We start from the raw sequence: 16,968 nt of genomic DNA, 5'->3' as shown, positions 1-16,968 counted from the left end.
GAGTCCGCCGGCGACTCCTGACTTCGCCGGGAGCCCGGCCCGCAGCAGCCATTCACCGGCGTAGTCGTACATGCCGCAGGTGGCCATGATCGTCATGACGTGCTGGCACGTCTCCGCGCTGGTGACGCGCTCACCCGTCACCGGATTCACTCCGCCGTTGGCGAGGGTTGCTCCCATCACGGCGATGTCGCGCGCCGTGACGAGCACGGAGCACTGACGGAAGTACGTGTCGAGAGTCTCCGCCACCGGGGCGGTGAGAGAGCCGGCGCCCAACCTCGAAGCCGCCGACGATCTGGACGCACAGGTGTTGATCGCGACGGGACGGCAACGTCACGGCGAGAGCTTCCCTACCGCCGGCGCCCCGGACCCGGCCCCAGAGGACGCGAGCCGGCGGGAGCGGATGGCGCACGCGCTGCGCACCGAGCAGGGCCGCACCGACTACGCGCGCCGCAAAGCCATCGTTGAACCCGCGTTCGGGCAGATGAAGACCCGGCAAAACGCCGGACAGCTCCGGCTACGCGGACTCGCCGGCGCCCAAGGCGAATGGCTACTCCACACGATCTGCCACAACCTCCGCAAGCTCCGCGTCGCTACAGCCGCCGGGCTGGCGCCCGCATAGGCCTCCCCAGGGGTCCCGGGGCGTCACAGCACGCACCGACAGTCGCCACGAGCCCCTCGCCGTGCGATCCCGCACGCTCTCACACCGCAACGGCCCGCCCGTTCCCGTTCGCGACCGTCAGCGCGCGATGCCAGAGTCAACGCCGCGCGCCACGCCACCCGATTCTGACCCGCGCACCTAGACGAACGTGATCGCCGCTCCCGTGGACTTCCACTCCACGGGAGCACTTTTCGTTAACGGGGACGACCCCGACGGCATCCGCTCCGAGCGCGCAGACGACGCCGCGAGGCGAGTAGCCTAGAGGCGACCCAAATGGAGTGATCAGTGCCTGAAAACGCCCAGCCGACAGACGGCTTCGCCTTGTTCTCCGACCGATCCGTCGTCGCGATGCGCGTCAACGGCGACCTGAAGGATCTGGCGACCACCGTGACGACGACCGATGAGGTCGAGCCCGTCACGATCGACAGCGAAGACGGGCTCGCGATCCTGCGGCACTCGACCGCGCACGTCCTCGCCCAGGCGGTGCAGCGCATCAACCCCCAGGCGAACCTCGGCATCGGCCCGCCGGTCACCGATGGCTTCTACTACGACTTCGGCGTCGAGACGCCGTTCACACCCGAGGACGTCAAGGCGATCTCGAAGGAGATGCAGCGCATCGTCCGCGAGGGACAGCGCTTCGTGCGCCGTGTGGTCACGGATGACGAGGCCCGCGCCGAACTCGCGAACGAGCCGTTCAAGCTCGAGCTCATCGGGCTCAAGGGCGGCAACAAGGAAGCAGCCGAAGGCGCATCCGTCGAGGTGGGCGCGGGCGAGCTGACCATCTACGACAACACCACGAAGGACGGCGAGGTCGCCTGGAAGGACCTCTGCCGCGGCCCCCACCTGCCCAGCACGCGCATGATCGGCAACGGCTGGGACCTCACCCGCATCGCCGCCGCCTACTGGCGCGGCAGTGAGAAGAACCCGCAGCTGCAGCGCATCTACGGCACCGCTTGGCCGACCAAGGACGAACTGCGCGCCTACCAGCACCGGCTCGAAGAAGCGGCCAAGCGCGACCACCGCCGCCTCGGCAAGGAACTCGACCTCTTCTCGTTCCCCGAGGAGATCGGCTCGGGTCTGTCGGTCTGGCACCCTCGCGGCGGCATGATCCGCGGCGAGATGGAGCAGCACGCACGCAAGCGCCACATCGAGGGCGGCTACACCTACGTGTACACGCCGCACATCTCCAAGGAAGACCTCTTCCTCACCTCGAACCACCTCGTCACCTACAAGGAGGGCATGTTCCCTCCGATCGTGATGGACGAGGAGCGCGACGAGAACGGCGAGATCACCAAGCAGGGCCAGGACTACTACCTGAAGCCCATGAACTGCCCGATGCACATCCTCATCTACAAGGAGCGTGCGCGCAGCTACCGCGACCTGCCCCTGCGCCTCGCGGAGAACGGCACCGTTTACCGCAATGAGCTCTCCGGCGCACTGCACGGGCTCACCCGCGTGCGCGGATTCACCCAGGACGACTCGCACCTCTTCGTCACCCCCGATCAGCTGGAGGACGAGGTCGCGAAGGTCCTCGAATTCATCCTGTCGATGCTCCGCGACTTCGGGCTCACCGATTTCGAGCTCGAGCTGTCGATGAAAGACGACGAGAAGGCGAAGTGGATCGGCTCGGACGAGTTCTGGGAGTCTTCGACGGATGCGTTGCGGCGCGTCGCCGTGGCATCCGGTCTCAAGCTCACCGAAGTACCCGGCGAGGCCGCTTTCTACGGCCCCAAGATCGACCTGAAGACGCGCGATGCGATCGGCCGCACGTGGCAGCTGTCAACGGTGCAGGTCGACCCGAACCTCCCAGAGCGCTTCGACCTCGAGTTCATGGACAAGGACGGGCAGAAGAAGCGCCCGATCATGATCCACCGCGCGCTGTTCGGTTCGATCGAGCGCTTCTTCGCCATCCTGCTCGAGCATTACGCCGGTGACTTCCCGGTGTGGCTGTCCCCGGTGCAGGTCGTCGGCATCCCGGTTGCAGATGACTTCGCCGACTACCTCGGCGAGATCGTCACGACGTTGCGCGACGGCGGCGTGCGCGCCGAACTCGACGTGTCGGATGACCGGATGCAGAAGAAGATCCGCACCCACACCACGGGCAAGGTGCCGCTGATCCTCATCGCGGGGGAGAAGGACCGGGATGCCGGCACCGTCTCGTTCCGCTTCCGTGACGGTACGCAGGAGAACGGCGTGCCGATCGCGGATGCCGTGGCTCGCATCCGTGCGGCGATCGACACCCACGCGCTCGTGCACACAGTGGAGGATCTGGCGTGACAACGACGCCGGACCCATCGTTCACCGACGCCGCGTCGGAGACCGAGGCGTCCGGCGTGGGCGCGGAGGATGCCGGGCACCTCGCCGGCATCCCCGATGAGTTCCAGCGGCTGTGGACCCCGCACCGGCTGGCGTACATCCAAGCGGGTCCTGAACCGCTGCGCGACGAGTGCCCGTTCTGCGAGGCACCGAAGCATCCGGATGCCGAGCGACTCATCGTCGCGCGCGGCGAGACTGCCTACGTGCTGCTGAACCTGTTCCCGTACAACTCGGGGCACCTGCTCGTGTGCCCGTACCGCCACATCGCGACGTACGACCAGGCGACGGCGGAAGAGGTCGCCGAGATCGGCGCCCTGACGCAGACCGGCATGCGCGTGCTTCGTGAGGTGTCGAACTGCGACGGATTCAACCTGGGCATGAACCAGGGCGCGGTCGCCGGCGCCGGCGTCGACGGACACCTGCATCAGCACATCGTGCCGCGCTGGAAATCGGATTCGAACTTCTTCCCGATCATCGCCAAGACAAAGGCGCTGCCGCAGTTGCTCGGACAGGTGCGCGAGGCCGTGGCGCACGCCTGGCCTCAGGGATGAGGCTTCGACTCGCTGCGCTCGCTCAACCCGTTTCGTCTCGCTGCGCTCGCTCAACGACCCGCGGGATGTCACGCTGGGCTCGCTGAGGCTTCGACTCGCTGCGCTCGCTCAACCCGTTTCGTCTCGCTGCGCTCGCTCAACGACCCGCGGGGCTGGGCCCAGGAACTGAGGCTTCGACTCGCTGCGCTCGCTCAACGACCCGCGGGATATCCGCTCAGCGCACCTGACGCGCGCTGAACTGCATCTTCGGGTGCGCGTAGGACTCCTGCGCCTCGATGAGCTGCAGCTCGCGGTCGCCCGAATCCAGCGTCAATTGCAGCAGGTCGAATACGCTCGACGCGGTGCGCTCGAGAGCGACCTTCGCGCTGCCCGTGGAGACATAGTGGGCCGTGAACAGTGCCGCAGTCACGTCGCCCGAGCCATTGGCCTTCATCGGCAGGAAGGGCGTCTGTACGATCCAGGCTCCGGCATCGTCGGCCGCGAGCATCTCGATCGTGCCCTCTTCACGGTCGGGCCGCTCGACGCTCGTGACGAGCACCGTCGACGGGCCCATCGCGCGCGCGGCATCGACCGATGCGAGGGTCGACTCGAGGGTGTCGGGATCGGTGCCGGTGAGGAAGCCCAGCTCGAACTGGTTCGGCGTGATGATGTCGGCGACGGGTACGACGCGCTCGCGCAGAAGCTCGGGGATCGCCGGCGCGACGAAGCATCCGGATTTCGCATTGCCCATGACCGGGTCGCACGCGTAGAGCGCGTTCGGATTCGCGGCCTTCACTCGCGCGACGGCGTCGATGATGACATCGCCGATGCCCTCGCCGCCCTGATAGCCCGACAGGATCGCGTCGACCTGTGCGAAGGCACCGCGCTCCTCGATCCCCGTGATGACGTCGGCGACGTCGCTCGGATCGATCATCGGCCCGCGCCATGCGCCGTAACCGGTGTGGTTCGAGAAATTGACCGTGTACACGGGAAGCACGTCGACGCCGATGCGCTGCAGGGGGAACACCGCGGCGGAGTTGCCGACGTGGCCGTAGGCGACAGCTGACTGGATCGAGAGGATCTTCATCCTTCGATCTTCTCACTGCTCGATGCCGCCACGCGCACCTCAGCGCACCGCGCCGGCGATGTCCTCGACGAGCTGCGCCGCGTCATCGTCTGTCAGATCGTGCACGGTGAGCCGCAGATGATGTGACGGCGTGTCCGCGTTCGTGAGCGAGAATCCGTCACCGGTCCGCACCAGCCAGCCACGACGCATCAGCCGCTCCGAAACGATCTGCGCGGGGATCGGCAGTTCGACCCAGAGATTCATTCCGTCCACGTAGCGGGTCTCGATACCGTGTGCGCGCAGCTGCTCCGCGAACGCGGCGTTGCGTTCGGCGTAGTGCGTGCCCGCGGCTCGGATCGCTGTGCGCACGCCGCTGTCTTCGAGCAGTCCCAGCGTCAGGCGCTGCAGCAGGTGGCTCACCCAGGTCGTGCCGGGGCTCAGCCGCATGGCGAGCCGCTCGGCGGTCTCCGGATCCGTCGCCGCGACCGCGAGGCACATGTCCGGACCCAGGAACTTCGACACCGACCGCAACAGCGCGAAGCGCTTGTGATCAGGGCCAATCAGGCTCTCATACCCACGGGAGGAGAGCATCGAGAAGTGGTCGTCCTCGATGATCAGGACGTACGGATGCTCGGCCAGCAGTTCCCGCAACGCCGCGGCGCGTGCGGGGGAGAGGCTCACCCCGGTCGGGTTCTGCGCTCGCGGTGTGCAGATGATCGCCCTGACCCCGGCGTCGAGCGCCGCGCGCAGTGCGTCGACCGTCATCCCCTCGTCGTCCACCGCCACCGGGACCGCACGGTAACCGCCGAGACGGACCGTGTGGATGCTCGCGAGGAAGCACGGGTCTTCGAGAGCCACTGCGTCATCGCGCATCAGCGCCTGCGCGAGAAGGCGCTCGACAGCATCCACCGCTCCGCTGGTGATCGTGATGCGGAAGTCGGGCGCCGGGAGGTCGGGGGAGATCCACTCGCGTGACCACGCCTCGAGTCCGGTGTCGATCACAGGTTCGCCGTACAGGACAGGACGCCCGGTGACCGTCGCCAGCACAGGGGTGGGGTCGGGAATCAGCCGAGGGTCGGGGTTGCCGGTGCCGACATCGCGCAGCACGGTGTCGGCGGCGTAGCCCTCCTGCGCGACCGCGTCGTGTTCGACGAGCATGGTGCCCGCCCGTCCACGGCTGACGACGAGACCCGCCTGCGCCAGTTGCCGGTACGCCGCGACGGTGGTGTTGCGGTTCACCCCGAGACGTGCTGCGAGCTCGCGCACCGGCGGGAGCGCGGCACCGGGACGCAGCACGCCGCGGTCACGCAGTTCGCGCACGCTCGTCGCGATGTCGGATGCCGTGGCACCCGTGATCTGGTCATTCATGTCACCCCTCGACATGCGAGTCTACGGGGCGCTCGAGCGGTGGTATCTTTTGGCATAGATCAAAGTGCACGTTTGGATACCCGGAAGGAACAGCTCATGGCTGCAGACCAGAATCCCACCACCGGCCAGAATCCCACGACAGGGTCATCGCGCGTCAAGCGCGGTCTCGCCGAGATGCTCAAGGGCGGCGTCATCATGGACGTGGTCACGGCAGATCAGGCCAAGATCGCCGAAGACGCAGGCGCCGTCGCCGTCATGGCGCTCGAGCGCGTCCCCGCCGACATCCGTGCGCAGGGCGGCGTCTCGCGCATGAGCGACCCGGACATGATCGACAGCATCATCGAGACCGTCTCCATCCCGGTCATGGCTAAGGCGCGCATCGGACACTTCGTCGAGGCGCAGGTGCTGCAGGAGCTGGGCGTCGACTACATCGACGAGTCCGAGGTGCTCTCGCCAGCCGACTACGTGAACCACATCGACAAGTTCGGCTTCAAGGTTCCCTTCGTCTGCGGCGCGACCAACCTGGGCGAGGCGCTGCGGCGCATCAACGAGGGTGCGGCGATGATCCGCTCCAAGGGCGAGGCCGGCACCGGAGACATCTCAGAGGCCGTGAAGCACATCCGCAAGATCCGCGGCGAGATCGCTGCGCTCACCGCACTGCCCAAGGACGAGCTGTTCGTCGCCGCGAAGGAGCTGCAGGCGCCCTACGAACTCGTCGCCGAGATCGCCGAGACCGGGAAGCTCCCCGTCGTGCTGTTCGTCGCCGGCGGCGTCGCCACTCCGGCGGATGCCGCGATGATGATGCAGCTCGGTGCGGACGGCGTGTTCGTCGGCTCCGGGATCTTCAAGTCGGGCAACCCGGCGGAGCGTGCCGCCGCGATCGTGAAGGCCACGACGTTCTACGACGATCCCAAGGTCGTCGCCGAGGTCTCGCGCGGACTGGGTGAAGCCATGGTCGGGATCAACGTCGCCGACCTCCCGGCACCGCACCGACTCTCCGAGCGTGGCTGGTAACCCCACCGTCGGCGTCCTGGCGCTGCAGGGCGACGTGCGAGAGCACGAGCGGGTTCTGCGCGACCTCGGGGTGGACGTCGTCCGCGTGCGCCGCCCCGAGGAGCTCGCGCAGGTCTCAGGCCTCGTGATCCCCGGCGGCGAGTCGAGCGTGATCGACAAGCTGTCGCGGCTGTTCGGTCTGCAGCATCCGATTCGCGAAGCGATTCGCGATGGGATGCCGATGCTCGGCACGTGCGCCGGCCTCATCATGCTCGCCGACAGTCTCGTGGATGCGATCGACGGTCAGGAGTCGTTCGGCGGGCTCGACGTCGTGGTGCGCCGGAACGCCTTCGGACGGCAGGTCGAGTCGTTCGAAGCTGTCCTGGACGTGCCGGCGCTCGGGCCCGAACAGGTGCGTGCGGCATTCATCCGAGGGCCTGTCATCGAGCACGTCGGGCCGGAAGCCGCAGTGCTGGCCGGCCTGGACGACGGCCGAGTCGTCGCGGTCGAGCAGGGTGCGCTGCTCGGCATCAGCTTCCACCCCGAGATCACCGGGGAGACGCGCTTCCACGAGCGCTTCCTTGCGGCCGTACATGCTCGTTGACCCGCACGCCTGTCAGCGCAGATGACGGATGTCGGCCGAAACACCGCGTTTTCGGCTGACAGGTGTGATTCCTGCTGACACGTGCGTCGAGACCTCCGCGGTTCTGGACCCGTGGTGTGACACGACGCGGGCGGAATCTTTTAGAATGGACGACGCGCTGCGATGTCAGCAGGGCGGATACGACGAGCGGAGACATATGTCCGGGCATTCCAAGTGGGCGACGACCAAGCACAAGAAGGCGGTCATCGACTCCAGGCGCGCGAAGTCATGGGCCAAGCTCATCAAGAACATCGAGGTCGCGGCGAAGCTCGGCGGCGCCGATATGGCCGGCAACCCGACGCTGTTCGACGCCGTGTTCAAGGCGAAGAAGATGTCCGTCCCGAAGGACAACATCGACCGCGCGGTCAAGCGCGGCGCAGGCATCGGCGGCGAATCGATCGAGTACCTCTCGATCATGTACGAGGGCTACGGCGCCAACGGCGTGGCTCTGATGATCGAGTGCCTCACCGACAACAAGAACCGTGCGGCCGCCGAGGTTCGCACCACTCTCAGCCGCAACGGCGGCACCCTGGCGGACCCTGGCAGCGTCGCCTACAACTTCACCCGCAAGGGCGTCATCGTCGTCGGCTCCGAAGGTACGTCCGAGGATGATGTCATGATGGCGGCGCTCGAGGCCGGCGCCGAGGAGATCGAGCCGCACGCCGAGGGCTTCGAGGTCATCACCGACGCATCCGACCTCGTGACCGTTCGCACCGCGCTGCAGGATGCGGGCATCGACTACGAGTCCGCCGACGTCGAGTTCGTGCCGAACCTCAAGGTCGAGATCGACGCCGACACCGCACGGAAGATCTTCCGCCTCATCGATGCGCTCGAAGACAGCGAGGACGTGCAGAACGTCTACAGCAACTTCGACCTGACCGCGCAGGTGCAGGCCGAACTCGAGAACGACGAGTAAGGCGCGCCGCGCAAGCCGCCACACCTCGAGGCGCTTAGCCTGGGAGGGTGGCGGCTTCCTCTCTGCGCGTGCTCGGCATCGACCCCGGTCTCACCCGGTGCGGCGTCGGCATCGTCGACGTCGATCGCTCGCGCCGCGGCACCCTCGTGCACGTCGGCGTCATCCGCACGCCTCCGGAGATGCCGATCGGCGACCGCCTCGCCGCGATAGCCGCCGGGATCAGGTCCGCCCTCGAGCAGCACCGACCGGATGCCGTCGCCGTCGAGCGTGTCTTCGCACAGCACAACAGCCACACCGTGATGGCGACGGCGCAGGCGAGCGGCGTCGCACTGCTGCTCGCCGCGGAAGCGGGCCTGCCCGCCGCGACCCACACACCCAGCGAGGTGAAGGCCGCCGTCACCGGCTACGGCTCGGCGGACAAGAAGCAGGTGCAGGCGATGATCGCCCGCATCCTGCGCCTCGACGCTCCGCCGCAGCCCGCCGACGCGGCCGATGCCCTCGCGATCGCCCTCTGTCACGCCTGGCGCAGGGCCGGTGCAGTACCAGGTACGGCTGAAACCCTGACGCCGGCGCAGCGCGCGTGGGCGGATGCTGAGCGTGTCGCTCGAACATACATACGATCAGGCTCGTAGGCTGGGAGAATGATCTCCTCGCTGCACGGGACCGTGCTCTCCACAGGTGCCGACCATGTCGTGATCGAGGTCGGCGGCGTGGGGTTCTTCGTCTTCGTCACCGGAGACTTCGCGCACACGAGCCGCATCGGCGAGCAACTGCGCCTGCACACCAGCCTGATCGTCCGCGAGGACGCCCTCACCCTGTTCGGATTCGCGGAACCCCTCGAGCTGGAGGTGTTCGGACACCTGCTCAGCGTCACGGGCGTCGGACCGAAGTCTGCGCTGGGCGTGCTCGGACACCTCACGGTCGACCAGATCGCGACGGCCGTGGCAGAAGACGACGACGCGCCGTTTCGACGCGTGTCCGGGATCGGCCCGAAGACCGCGAAGCTCATCGTCGTGCAGCTCTCCGGAAAGCTCAAGGCGCCGTCGCCGCGCGCGGCCGATGCTCGCTCCGCGACAGGAACGGACGTCGTCGCGCAGGTGACCGCGGCTCTGGTCGGGCTCGGCTGGTCGGAGAAGGTCGCGAACGAAGCAGCGACGGAGACAGCTGAGTCGGCGAGCGATGCCGACCGCCGGTCGGTGTCGGCGCTGCTGCGGCAGGCCCTGGCCGCGCTCGGCCCGGCGAAGGCAGGAGCACCACGTGGTTGACGAAGGCTCGCCGGAAGGCAGGAGCGCCGAGCCCATCGACGAGGCGGAGCTCGCGATCGAAGGCGCCCTGCGCCCCGGCAGTCTCGGAGAGTTCATAGGACAGCCGAAGGTGCGCGGTCAGCTGCAGCTGCTGCTCGATGCTGCGCGGATCCAGAACCGCTCACCCGACCATATTCTCCTCGCGGGTCCGCCAGGACTCGGAAAGACGACGCTCGCGATGATCGTCGCGCACGAGAGCGAGCGTCCCTTGCGCCTCTCCAGTGGTCCCGCCATCCAGCACGCCGGCGACCTTGCCGCGCTGCTGTCCAGCCTGGTGCCCGGCGAGGTGCTGTTCATCGACGAGATCCACCGCATGGCGCGTTCCGCGGAGGAGATGCTGTATCTCGCGATGGAGGACTTCCGCATCGACATCATGGTCGGAAAGGGCGCTGGCGCCACCAGCATCCCGCTCGATCTGGCACCGTTCACGCTCGTCGGCGCCACGACGCGCTCCGGACTGCTCCCCAACCCGCTGCGTGACCGATTCGGGTTCACCGGTCACCTCGAGTTCTACGACGACAGCGACCTCGAGAAGGTCATCCTTCGATCGTCCGGCATGCTCGGCGTGTCGATGCCCGGCGACGCACGTGCGGAAATCGCACGCCGTTCACGGGGAACACCCCGCATCGCCAACCGTCTGCTGCGCCGTGTGCGCGACTACGCCCTCGTCCACGGCGAGCACGGTTCCGCCTCGATCGCCGAGGTGCGGGCCGCTCTCGAGCTGTACGACGTCGATCCGATCGGCCTCGATCGCCTCGATCGTGCGGTGCTCGACACGCTCGTGCGCAGGTTCCGCGGTGGTCCGGTCGGCCTCAGCACTCTTGCCGTCGCGGTCGGTGAGGAAGCCGAGACCGTCGAGAGCGTCGTCGAGCCATTCCTCGTGCGGATCGGGTTCCTGGGCCGCACTCCGCGGGGTCGTGTGGCGATGCCGGAGGCCTACGAACACCTCGGACTGCAGCATCCGGAGACTGCCGCATTGTTCAATGATCTATAATCGCTGGAGGCTTCCCCCGACCCTCTGCGCGTCCTTCGATGGCGTGCGCTCTTTGAAAGGCTTCGCCTGATGGAAATCGTCCTCTTCGGACTCCTCGCAGTTCTCCTCGTCTTCATGTTCCTCAACACGCGCAAGCGTCAGAAGCAGCTGAAGGCCGATCAGGAGGAGAAGGCCACCAAGACGGTCCCCGGCGTCAAGGTTCTGATGCAGGGCGGAATCTACGGAACCATCGTCGCCTACGACGCGGAAGACCTCGACTCGCCCGCCCTCGTGGAGATCGCGCCCGGTACCATCATCGAGGTGCACAGCCAGGCGATCCTCCGCATCGTCGAGCCGAAGGACGTGGTCATCGAGACCGACGACGACGCCGAGTCGGATGCTGTCGATGATGCACCCGTCATCGTCGACGAGTCTCAGCCCTCGCTCGAGACCCCGGAGGAGACCCGGGCCCGCCTGGATCGCGACTCCGACGGCAAGTAGACCCTCGCCTCGCCCGCCCGGCATCGTAGAAAGCTGAACGTACGTGGCATCTTCTTCTCCAGTCCGTCACGCCTGGAAGGTTCTTCTCAGCCTTCTGATCGTGACTGCGGCGCTCTTCGGCGTGAACACGATCGGTGTCATGCTCGGGAAGAGTTCCTGGGCTCCTGAGCTCGCGCTCGATCTCCAAGGCGGCACCCAGATCGTGCTCGGCGCGGTGACAGAAGACGGAGCTGATCCCACGCAGGAGCAGCTCGACCAGGCCGCGGCGATCATCCGCCAGCGCGTCGACGCCGCGGGCGTCGCCGAGGCCGACGTCACGACTGAGGGCGGACGCAACATCGTCGTCCAGATCCCCGGCACGGCCGACGACGAGACACGAGCGCGGATCCAGGCGAGCGCACAACTCGAGTTCCGCTCCGTCATCTACGTGGGAGATCCCGCGACCGAGTTCGTCGGCGAAGACGGCAACGCCACGCCGTACCCGTCGCCGGATCCCAGCGCCAACGACGTTCCGACCGCAGAGCCGACCGACGGCAGCGACATGGCGTGGGTCACGGAGAGACTGCAGTCCGAGTTCCTCGCCTTCGACTGCGCAGATCCCGAGAACACCGCGGCGGACGCGTCCGAGGACGAGCCGCTGATCACATGCGACGACACCGGGGCCGTGAAGTACATCCTCGGCCCGATGGAGCTCTCCGGCGACGCCATCGACGACGCGACCAGCGGACGCGCGCCCGACTCGGGCGCGTGGACTGTGAACCTCGTACTCGACGGCAACGGCACCGACGTCTTCGGCAAGATCAGCCAGCGGCTCTACCAGAACCAGCTCGACGGACTCAGCCCCCGAGACCAGTTCGCGTTCGTGCTGGACGGCAAGGTCATCTCCGCACCGCAGATGAACGCCCAGATCCTGAACGGCAAGCCCAGCATCTCGGGTTCGTTCACTCAGGAGACGGCGGAAACGCTCGCCGACCAGCTCAAGTACGGCGCACTGCCGCTCAGCTTCACGACCGAGAGCTCCGACACGGTCTCCGCGACGCTCGGCACGCAGCAGCTGCAGATCGGTCTGATCGCCGGCCTCATCGGCCTCGCGCTCGTCGCGCTCTACTCGCTGCTCAGCTACCGTGCGCTCGGCTCGGTGATCATCGCGTCCATCGCGGTGATGGGCATTCTGACCTACATCATCGTGTGCATCCTGGCCTGGCGGCTCGGCTTCCGCCTGTCGCTCGCCGGCGTCGCGGGTCTGATCGTGTCGATCGGTTTCACGGCCGACTCGTTCATCGTCTACTTCGAGCGCATCCGTGACGAACTGCGTGACGGCAAGTCGATCACCGGTGCAGTCGAGGACGGATGGGGTCGCGCGAAGAGAACCATCTACATCTCGAAGTCGATCAACATCCTCGCCGCCGTGGTGCTCTACATCCTCGCCGATTCCACCGTGAAGGGGTTCGCCTTCACCCTGGGTCTCACGACGCTGATCGACGTGTTCATCTTCGTGATCTTCACGCACCCAGTGATGCAGTTGCTGGCTCGAACACGGTTCTTCGGGGGCGGTCACAAGCTGTCCGGCCTCGACCCCGACGCGCTCGGCGCGGTGTACCGCACACGCACGCAGTACCGTCAGGTCACGTCGGCGACCGTCGGACGCGCTGCCAGGAACAGCCGTTCACGCGCAGAAGCAGAACGCCGTCAGACCATCGCAGAGCGCAAGCGCGCAGAGGCGCTGGCCGGCGACAGATCCACCGACGCCGGAAGCGAGGGAGAGCGCTGATGGCCTCCATGGATGAATTCGGCAACAACCTCTACAGCGGGAAGACCTCGTTCCCGTTCGTCGGCCGCCGGCGCTTGTGGTTCGTGATCGCGATCGCTCTCGTCGTCGCATCCGCTCTCGTCCCGCTTCTGCGCCCGGTGCAGTTCTCGATCGAGTTCACGGGCGGTTCGCAGTTCACGGTGCTCGCACCGGACAGCACCGACCAGTCGATCGCCTCGGGTGCCGTCCGCTCCGTGGTTCCCGAAGCCGCAGCCAAGGTCGCCATCGTGAACGGCACGGATGTGCGTGTGCAGACCTCGCAGATGAGCCCGGAGGAGACGCAGAGCGTCGCCGGCGCCCTGGCAGAGGCATACGACGTTCCCGCCGAAGAGGTCACCTCCTCGTTCATCGGTCCGGTCTGGGGTGAGAGCGTCACCAGGCAGTCGCTCTGGGGCCTCGCGATCTTCCTCGCGCTGACGTTCCTGATCCTCGCGATCTATTTCCGCACCTGGAAGATGTCGGCAGCGGCGATCCTCGGTCTGCTCGACGTTCTCGTCATCACCGTCGGCGTGTACGCGCTTGCCGGTTTCGAGATCTCGCCGGCGGCGGTGATCGGCTTCCTCACGATCCTCGCGTATTCGCTCTACGACACGACTGTGGTGTTCGACAAGATCAGGGAGAACACGACGGAGGACGGCGAGAACTCGTCCCGTACCTTCGGCGAGGCCGTCAACCTGGCTGTCAACCAGACACTGATCCGGTCGATCAACACCTCGATCGTCGCGGCGCTCCCCGTCGGGGCGATCCTGTTCATCGGGTCGTTCTGGCTCGGCGCGGAGACCCTCACCGACATCTCGCTGTCGATCTTCGTCGGCATCCTCGTCGCCACATACTCGACGCTGTTCGTGGCCGCGCCGCTGTACTCGCTGTTCCGCGAGAAGGAGCCGCAGATCATCGCTCGGGACAACCGCGTGCTCGAGCTGCGCGAACGCGCACGCGCCGACGCGTAGCACCGTCAGGCGCGAGTGGGTGCCTGTTCGCGACGCGTAGGATGTTCTGACCCGGAGGTGCAGTGATGGCTGAGGCTAACACTCAGGCGCAGGGATCCAGTCTGAGGAGGCTGGTGCCCCGCATCTTCTCACGCGCGCCCCGCATCAACGACCTCGACAACCTCGTGCGCACGGTCCGGGTGAACCATCCGAAGGGTGACCTCGCGATCATCGAACGCGCGTACCGGGTCGCCAACGAGAAGCACGAGGGGCAGAAGCGGCAGAGCGGCGAACCGTACATCACGCATCCGCTCGCCGTCGCGCAGATCCTCGCCGAGATGGGCCTCGGACCGCGCGCCATAGCGGCGGCTCTGCTGCACGACACGGTCGAAGACACCGGCTACGCGCTCTCCGACCTGACCGAAGCCTTCGGCGACGAGGTCGCGATGCTCGTCGACGGCGTCACCAAGCTCGACAAGGTCAAGTACGGCGAGAGCGCTCAGGCGGAGACAGTCCGCAAGATGATCGTGGCGATGTCCAAGGACATCCGAGTGCTGCTGATCAAACTCGCCGACCGCCTGCACAACGCCCGCACCTGGGGATTCGTCCCGCCGGAGAAGGCGGAGCGCAAGGCCAGGGAGACGCTGGAGATCTACGCTCCGCTCGCCAATCGCCTCGGCATCCAGGCGATCAAGTCCGAACTCGAAGACCTTTCGTTCGCGGTGCTGCATCCCAAGATCTACGCCGAGATCAACAGCCTCATCGCGCAGCGCACCCCTCAGCGCGAGAAGTACCTCAAGCAGGTCATCGAGTCCATCAACGAGGACCTGCATGATCTGAGGATCCGCGGCAAGGTCGGCGGCCGACCGAAGCAGCTGTACTCCGTGTACCAGAAGATGGTGATCCGCGGACGCGAGTTCGACGACATCTACGACCTCATCGGCATCCGCGTGCTGGTGAACTCGGTGCGCGACTGCTACGCCGTCCTCGGCGCGATCCACGCACGCTGGACGCCGCTTCCCGGCCGGTTCAAGGACTACATCGCCACCCCGAAGTTCAACCTCTACCAGTCCCTGCACACCACGGTCATCGGGCCGAGCGGGCGTACGGTCGAGATCCAGATCCGCACGCATGAGATGCATCAGCAGGCGGAATTCGGCGTGGCCGCGCACTGGATGTACAAGGAGCGGATGAACGGCGGAAAGCCTGTCGCCGGACCCACCGACACCGATATGACCTGGTTGGCCCATATCTCGGATTGGCAGGCCGAGACCGCCGACCCCAGCGAGTTCCTCGACTCGCTGCGCTTCGAGATCGGCGCGAAGGAGGTCTACGTCTTCACCCCGAAGGGCCGGGTCATCGGCCTTCCCTCCGGTGCGACGCCTGTCGACTTCGCGTACGCCGTGCACACCGAGATCGGCCACCGCACCATGGGTGCGAAGGTCAACGGCCGCCTGGTGCCGCTCGAGACGGCCGTGAAGAGCGGTGACGTCGTCGAGGTGTTCACCTCCAAGAATCCGGATGCCGGTCCCAGCCAGGACTGGCTCAGCTTCGTCAAGAGCACACGCGCGCGCAACAAGATCCGCGGTTGGTTCACGAAGGAGCGGCGCGAAGAGGCCATCGAGCAGGGCAAGGAGTCCATCGCCCGCGCGATGCGCCGTCAGAACCTGCCGCTGCAGAAGCTGATGAGCCATGATTCCTTCGCCGAAGTGGCCCAGCAGCTGCACTACGAAGACGTCTCCGCCCTCTACGCCGCGGTCGGCGAGGGCCACGTCTCCACCCAGTCGGTGCTGGAGAAGGTCACCGCCCTCATCGCGGCGAACGACACCACGACCGGTGCGATCGAGATTCCGGGAGGCTCCCGCACCCGCGAGCCGCGCACCGGCGACTCCGGCATCCTGGTGCGCGGCGCGGATGACATCCTCGTCAAGCTCGCCAAGTGCTGCACTCCTGTGCCGGGTGACCCGATCGTCGGCTTCGTCACCCGCGGCAGCGGCGTGTCCGTGCACCGCACGGACTGCGTCAACGTCAAGGCTCTCAGCGCCGAAGAGCAGCGTTTCGTAGAGGTCGAATGGGCACCGACGACCAAGAGCGTGTTTCGGGTGCATATCCAGGTCGAAGCGCTCGACCGTGCAGGTCTGCTCTCCGATGTCACGCGCGTGCTCAGCGAGCACCACTTGAACATCCTCTCGGCGACCGTGAACACCAACGACGAGCGACTGGCGATCAGCCGATTCGTGTTCGAGATGGGCGACTCAGTGCACCTGGATCGCGTGCTCAACGCGGTTCGCCGCATCGACGCGGTCTACGACGTGTACCGGGTCACCTCTTCCTGAGCGAACTCTTCGACACGAGCACCCGGCGCGCGCTGGTCCAGGAGCTCGGCGACGACGGCCAGTGCAGCCCGCTTACCCGGCATCCGTGACCGTGCGGCGAGGAGGGTCTGCACCAGCGGCACGAGTGACGGACACGCTGCCGCCATGGTGCGCATCCATGTCGCGCACTCGCCGTACCGGCTCGAGGTCAGGACGAGATCGGTCAACGTGCGCAGCGGCGTCGTCACCGGCATGATGGCGACCAGCATCAGATCGTCCGCCGGCACCTGTCCTTCGTGGACGATCACGTTGTGCCGTGGCTGGACTCGAGGTCGGCGATCGACGGCGCGCTGGATGTGATGGCGCAGTGGTGGCCCGTCGCCGATCCCGTGCACCCACGCCGCGGTGGGCCCGCTCATGGCGTAGCCGGGGGAGAGGATCGGTGCGAGCGCCGCGGCCCTGGCCCCGGCATCCTCCGGCAGATCGACAGGCATGTACCCCTCACCGACCTCGACGAGCAGTCCATCAAGGCGCGCAGCGCTCAGCTCCTGCTGAGACAGCAGCGCCCCGGGTCGGTAGAACAGTGACGGATCCACACATTCAGTGTGGCTCCCTGCTCTCCTCGCCGGGGTGGGCTGTGGATAAG

Annotated in this window: 16 protein-coding genes and 1 pseudogene; 13 read left to right on the top strand and 4 right to left on the bottom strand. The window is 66.7% G+C overall.

Features of this window, described 5'->3' with window-relative positions:
* Window positions 1-15: 15 nt before the first annotated feature.
* Window positions 16-207: pseudogene (locus tag JF52_RS17855) on the bottom strand (glutaminase); the annotation flags it as partial.
* 19 nt (window positions 208-226) lie between these two features.
* Here JF52_RS17855 and JF52_RS17850 point away from each other — a divergent pair.
* From JF52_RS17850 to JF52_RS0113380, 3 genes are all read left to right on the top strand, one after another.
* Window positions 227-619 carry a transposase gene (locus JF52_RS17850; protein WP_033107104.1) on the top strand — a complete coding sequence of 131 codons (393 nt, stop codon included), beginning with the start codon at window positions 227-229 and terminating at the stop codon, window positions 617-619.
* 387 nt (window positions 620-1,006) lie between these two features.
* Complete coding sequence (gene thrS, locus JF52_RS0113385) at window positions 1,007-2,935, top strand: threonine--tRNA ligase (protein WP_052167077.1); 1,929 nt, start codon at window positions 1,007-1,009, stop codon at window positions 2,933-2,935.
* Window positions 2,936-2,991: 56 nt separating this feature from the next.
* Window positions 2,992-3,525 carry an HIT family protein gene (locus JF52_RS0113380; RefSeq protein ID WP_033107326.1) on the top strand — a complete coding sequence of 178 codons (534 nt, stop codon included), beginning with the start codon at window positions 2,992-2,994 and terminating at the stop codon, window positions 3,523-3,525.
* 214 nt (window positions 3,526-3,739) lie between these two features.
* Here the strand turns inward: JF52_RS0113380 and pdxY are convergent, their stop codons facing one another.
* Together pdxY and JF52_RS0113370 are read right to left on the bottom strand one after the other, a co-directional pair.
* Window positions 3,740-4,591 (bottom strand): pyridoxal kinase PdxY, encoded by an 852-nt coding sequence (gene pdxY, locus JF52_RS0113375; protein WP_033107102.1) that lies wholly within the window; start codon window positions 4,589-4,591, stop codon window positions 3,740-3,742.
* A gap of 39 nt (window positions 4,592-4,630) precedes the next feature.
* On the bottom strand, window positions 4,631-5,938 hold the full coding sequence (locus JF52_RS0113370) for an aminotransferase class I/II-fold pyridoxal phosphate-dependent enzyme (protein WP_033107101.1): 1,308 nt from the start codon (window positions 5,936-5,938) through the stop codon (window positions 4,631-4,633).
* Between the two features lie 96 nt (window positions 5,939-6,034).
* Here JF52_RS0113370 and pdxS point away from each other — a divergent pair, with 96 nt between their 5' ends.
* The 10 genes from pdxS (at window position 6,035) to JF52_RS0113320 (ending at window position 16,343) form a co-directional block, all read left to right on the top strand.
* Window positions 6,035-6,952 carry a pyridoxal 5'-phosphate synthase lyase subunit PdxS gene (gene pdxS / locus JF52_RS0113365; protein ID WP_052167046.1) on the top strand — a complete coding sequence of 306 codons (918 nt, stop codon included), beginning with the start codon at window positions 6,035-6,037 and terminating at the stop codon, window positions 6,950-6,952.
* Window positions 6,942-7,535, top strand: coding sequence for a pyridoxal 5'-phosphate synthase glutaminase subunit PdxT (gene pdxT, locus JF52_RS0113360; protein WP_033107100.1), 594 nt, complete (start codon window positions 6,942-6,944; stop codon window positions 7,533-7,535). Before pdxS ends, pdxT begins: the two co-directional genes overlap by 11 nt.
* A 196-nt stretch (window positions 7,536-7,731) precedes the next feature.
* Window positions 7,732-8,490: a YebC/PmpR family DNA-binding transcriptional regulator gene (locus JF52_RS0113355; protein ID WP_033107099.1), complete on the top strand. Its 759-nt coding sequence runs from the start codon at window positions 7,732-7,734 to the stop codon at window positions 8,488-8,490.
* A gap of 47 nt (window positions 8,491-8,537) precedes the next feature.
* Window positions 8,538-9,122 carry a crossover junction endodeoxyribonuclease RuvC gene (gene ruvC / locus JF52_RS0113350; protein WP_033107098.1) on the top strand — a complete coding sequence of 195 codons (585 nt, stop codon included), beginning with the start codon at window positions 8,538-8,540 and terminating at the stop codon, window positions 9,120-9,122.
* A gap of 9 nt (window positions 9,123-9,131) precedes the next feature.
* Window positions 9,132-9,755, top strand: a complete 624-nt coding sequence (gene ruvA, locus JF52_RS0113345; protein WP_033107097.1) for a Holliday junction branch migration protein RuvA — start codon at window positions 9,132-9,134, stop codon at window positions 9,753-9,755.
* The gene (ruvB, locus tag JF52_RS0113340) at window positions 9,748-10,788 is read left to right on the top strand and encodes a Holliday junction branch migration DNA helicase RuvB (RefSeq protein ID WP_052167045.1); all 1,041 of its coding nucleotides are present in this window, start codon (window positions 9,748-9,750) and stop codon (window positions 10,786-10,788) included. Before ruvA ends, ruvB begins: the two co-directional genes overlap by 8 nt.
* 69 nt (window positions 10,789-10,857) lie before the next feature.
* Complete coding sequence (locus tag JF52_RS0113335; protein ID WP_033107096.1) at window positions 10,858-11,268, top strand: preprotein translocase subunit YajC; 411 nt, start codon at window positions 10,858-10,860, stop codon at window positions 11,266-11,268.
* Window positions 11,269-11,311: 43 nt separating this feature from the next.
* Window positions 11,312-13,039: a protein translocase subunit SecD gene (secD, locus tag JF52_RS0113330; RefSeq protein WP_033107095.1), complete on the top strand. Its 1,728-nt coding sequence runs from the start codon at window positions 11,312-11,314 to the stop codon at window positions 13,037-13,039.
* The gene (gene secF, locus JF52_RS0113325) at window positions 13,039-14,028 is read left to right on the top strand and encodes a protein translocase subunit SecF (RefSeq protein ID WP_033107094.1); all 990 of its coding nucleotides are present in this window, start codon (window positions 13,039-13,041) and stop codon (window positions 14,026-14,028) included. The genes secD and secF overlap by 1 nt, the downstream gene beginning before the upstream one ends.
* Window positions 14,029-14,093: 65 nt before the next feature.
* Window positions 14,094-16,343 carry a RelA/SpoT family protein gene (locus JF52_RS0113320; RefSeq protein WP_033107093.1) on the top strand — a complete coding sequence of 750 codons (2,250 nt, stop codon included), beginning with the start codon at window positions 14,094-14,096 and terminating at the stop codon, window positions 16,341-16,343.
* Here the strand turns inward: JF52_RS0113320 and JF52_RS0113315 are convergent.
* On the bottom strand, window positions 16,313-16,918 hold the full coding sequence (locus tag JF52_RS0113315; protein ID WP_052167044.1) for a hypothetical protein: 606 nt from the start codon (window positions 16,916-16,918) through the stop codon (window positions 16,313-16,315). The two genes, JF52_RS0113320 and JF52_RS0113315, sit on opposite strands and share 31 nt — an antisense overlap.
* Between the last annotated feature and the right edge of the window lie 50 nt (window positions 16,919-16,968).

It is taken from the genome of Microbacterium profundi (assembly GCF_000763375.1).
Taxonomy (GTDB): Bacteria; Actinomycetota; Actinomycetes; order Actinomycetales; family Microbacteriaceae; genus Microbacterium; species Microbacterium profundi.
Note: the sequence above shows the minus strand (reverse complement) of the source record. Positions and strands in the feature narration are given on the sequence as shown.

Bases quoted from the DNA above. Each gene is read 5' to 3' on its own strand.
- pdxY (WP_033107102.1), bottom strand. From the start codon at position 4,591: ATGAAGATCCTCTCGATCCAGTCAGCTGTCGCCTACGGCCACGTCGGC.
- JF52_RS0113370 (WP_033107101.1), bottom strand. From the start codon at position 5,938: ATGAATGACCAGATCACGGGTGCCACGGCATCCGACATCGCGACGAGC.
- secF (WP_033107094.1), top strand. From the start codon at position 13,039: ATGGCCTCCATGGATGAATTCGGCAACAACCTCTACAGCGGGAAGACC.
- JF52_RS0113335 (WP_033107096.1), top strand. From the start codon at position 10,858: ATGGAAATCGTCCTCTTCGGACTCCTCGCAGTTCTCCTCGTCTTCATG.
- thrS (WP_052167077.1), top strand. From the start codon at position 1,007: ATGCGCGTCAACGGCGACCTGAAGGATCTGGCGACCACCGTGACGACG.
- ruvA (WP_033107097.1), top strand. From the start codon at position 9,132: ATGATCTCCTCGCTGCACGGGACCGTGCTCTCCACAGGTGCCGACCAT.
- JF52_RS0113355 (WP_033107099.1), top strand. From the start codon at position 7,732: ATGTCCGGGCATTCCAAGTGGGCGACGACCAAGCACAAGAAGGCGGTC.
- pdxS (WP_052167046.1), top strand. From the start codon at position 6,035: ATGGCTGCAGACCAGAATCCCACCACCGGCCAGAATCCCACGACAGGG.
- JF52_RS0113320 (WP_033107093.1), top strand. From the start codon at position 14,094: ATGGCTGAGGCTAACACTCAGGCGCAGGGATCCAGTCTGAGGAGGCTG.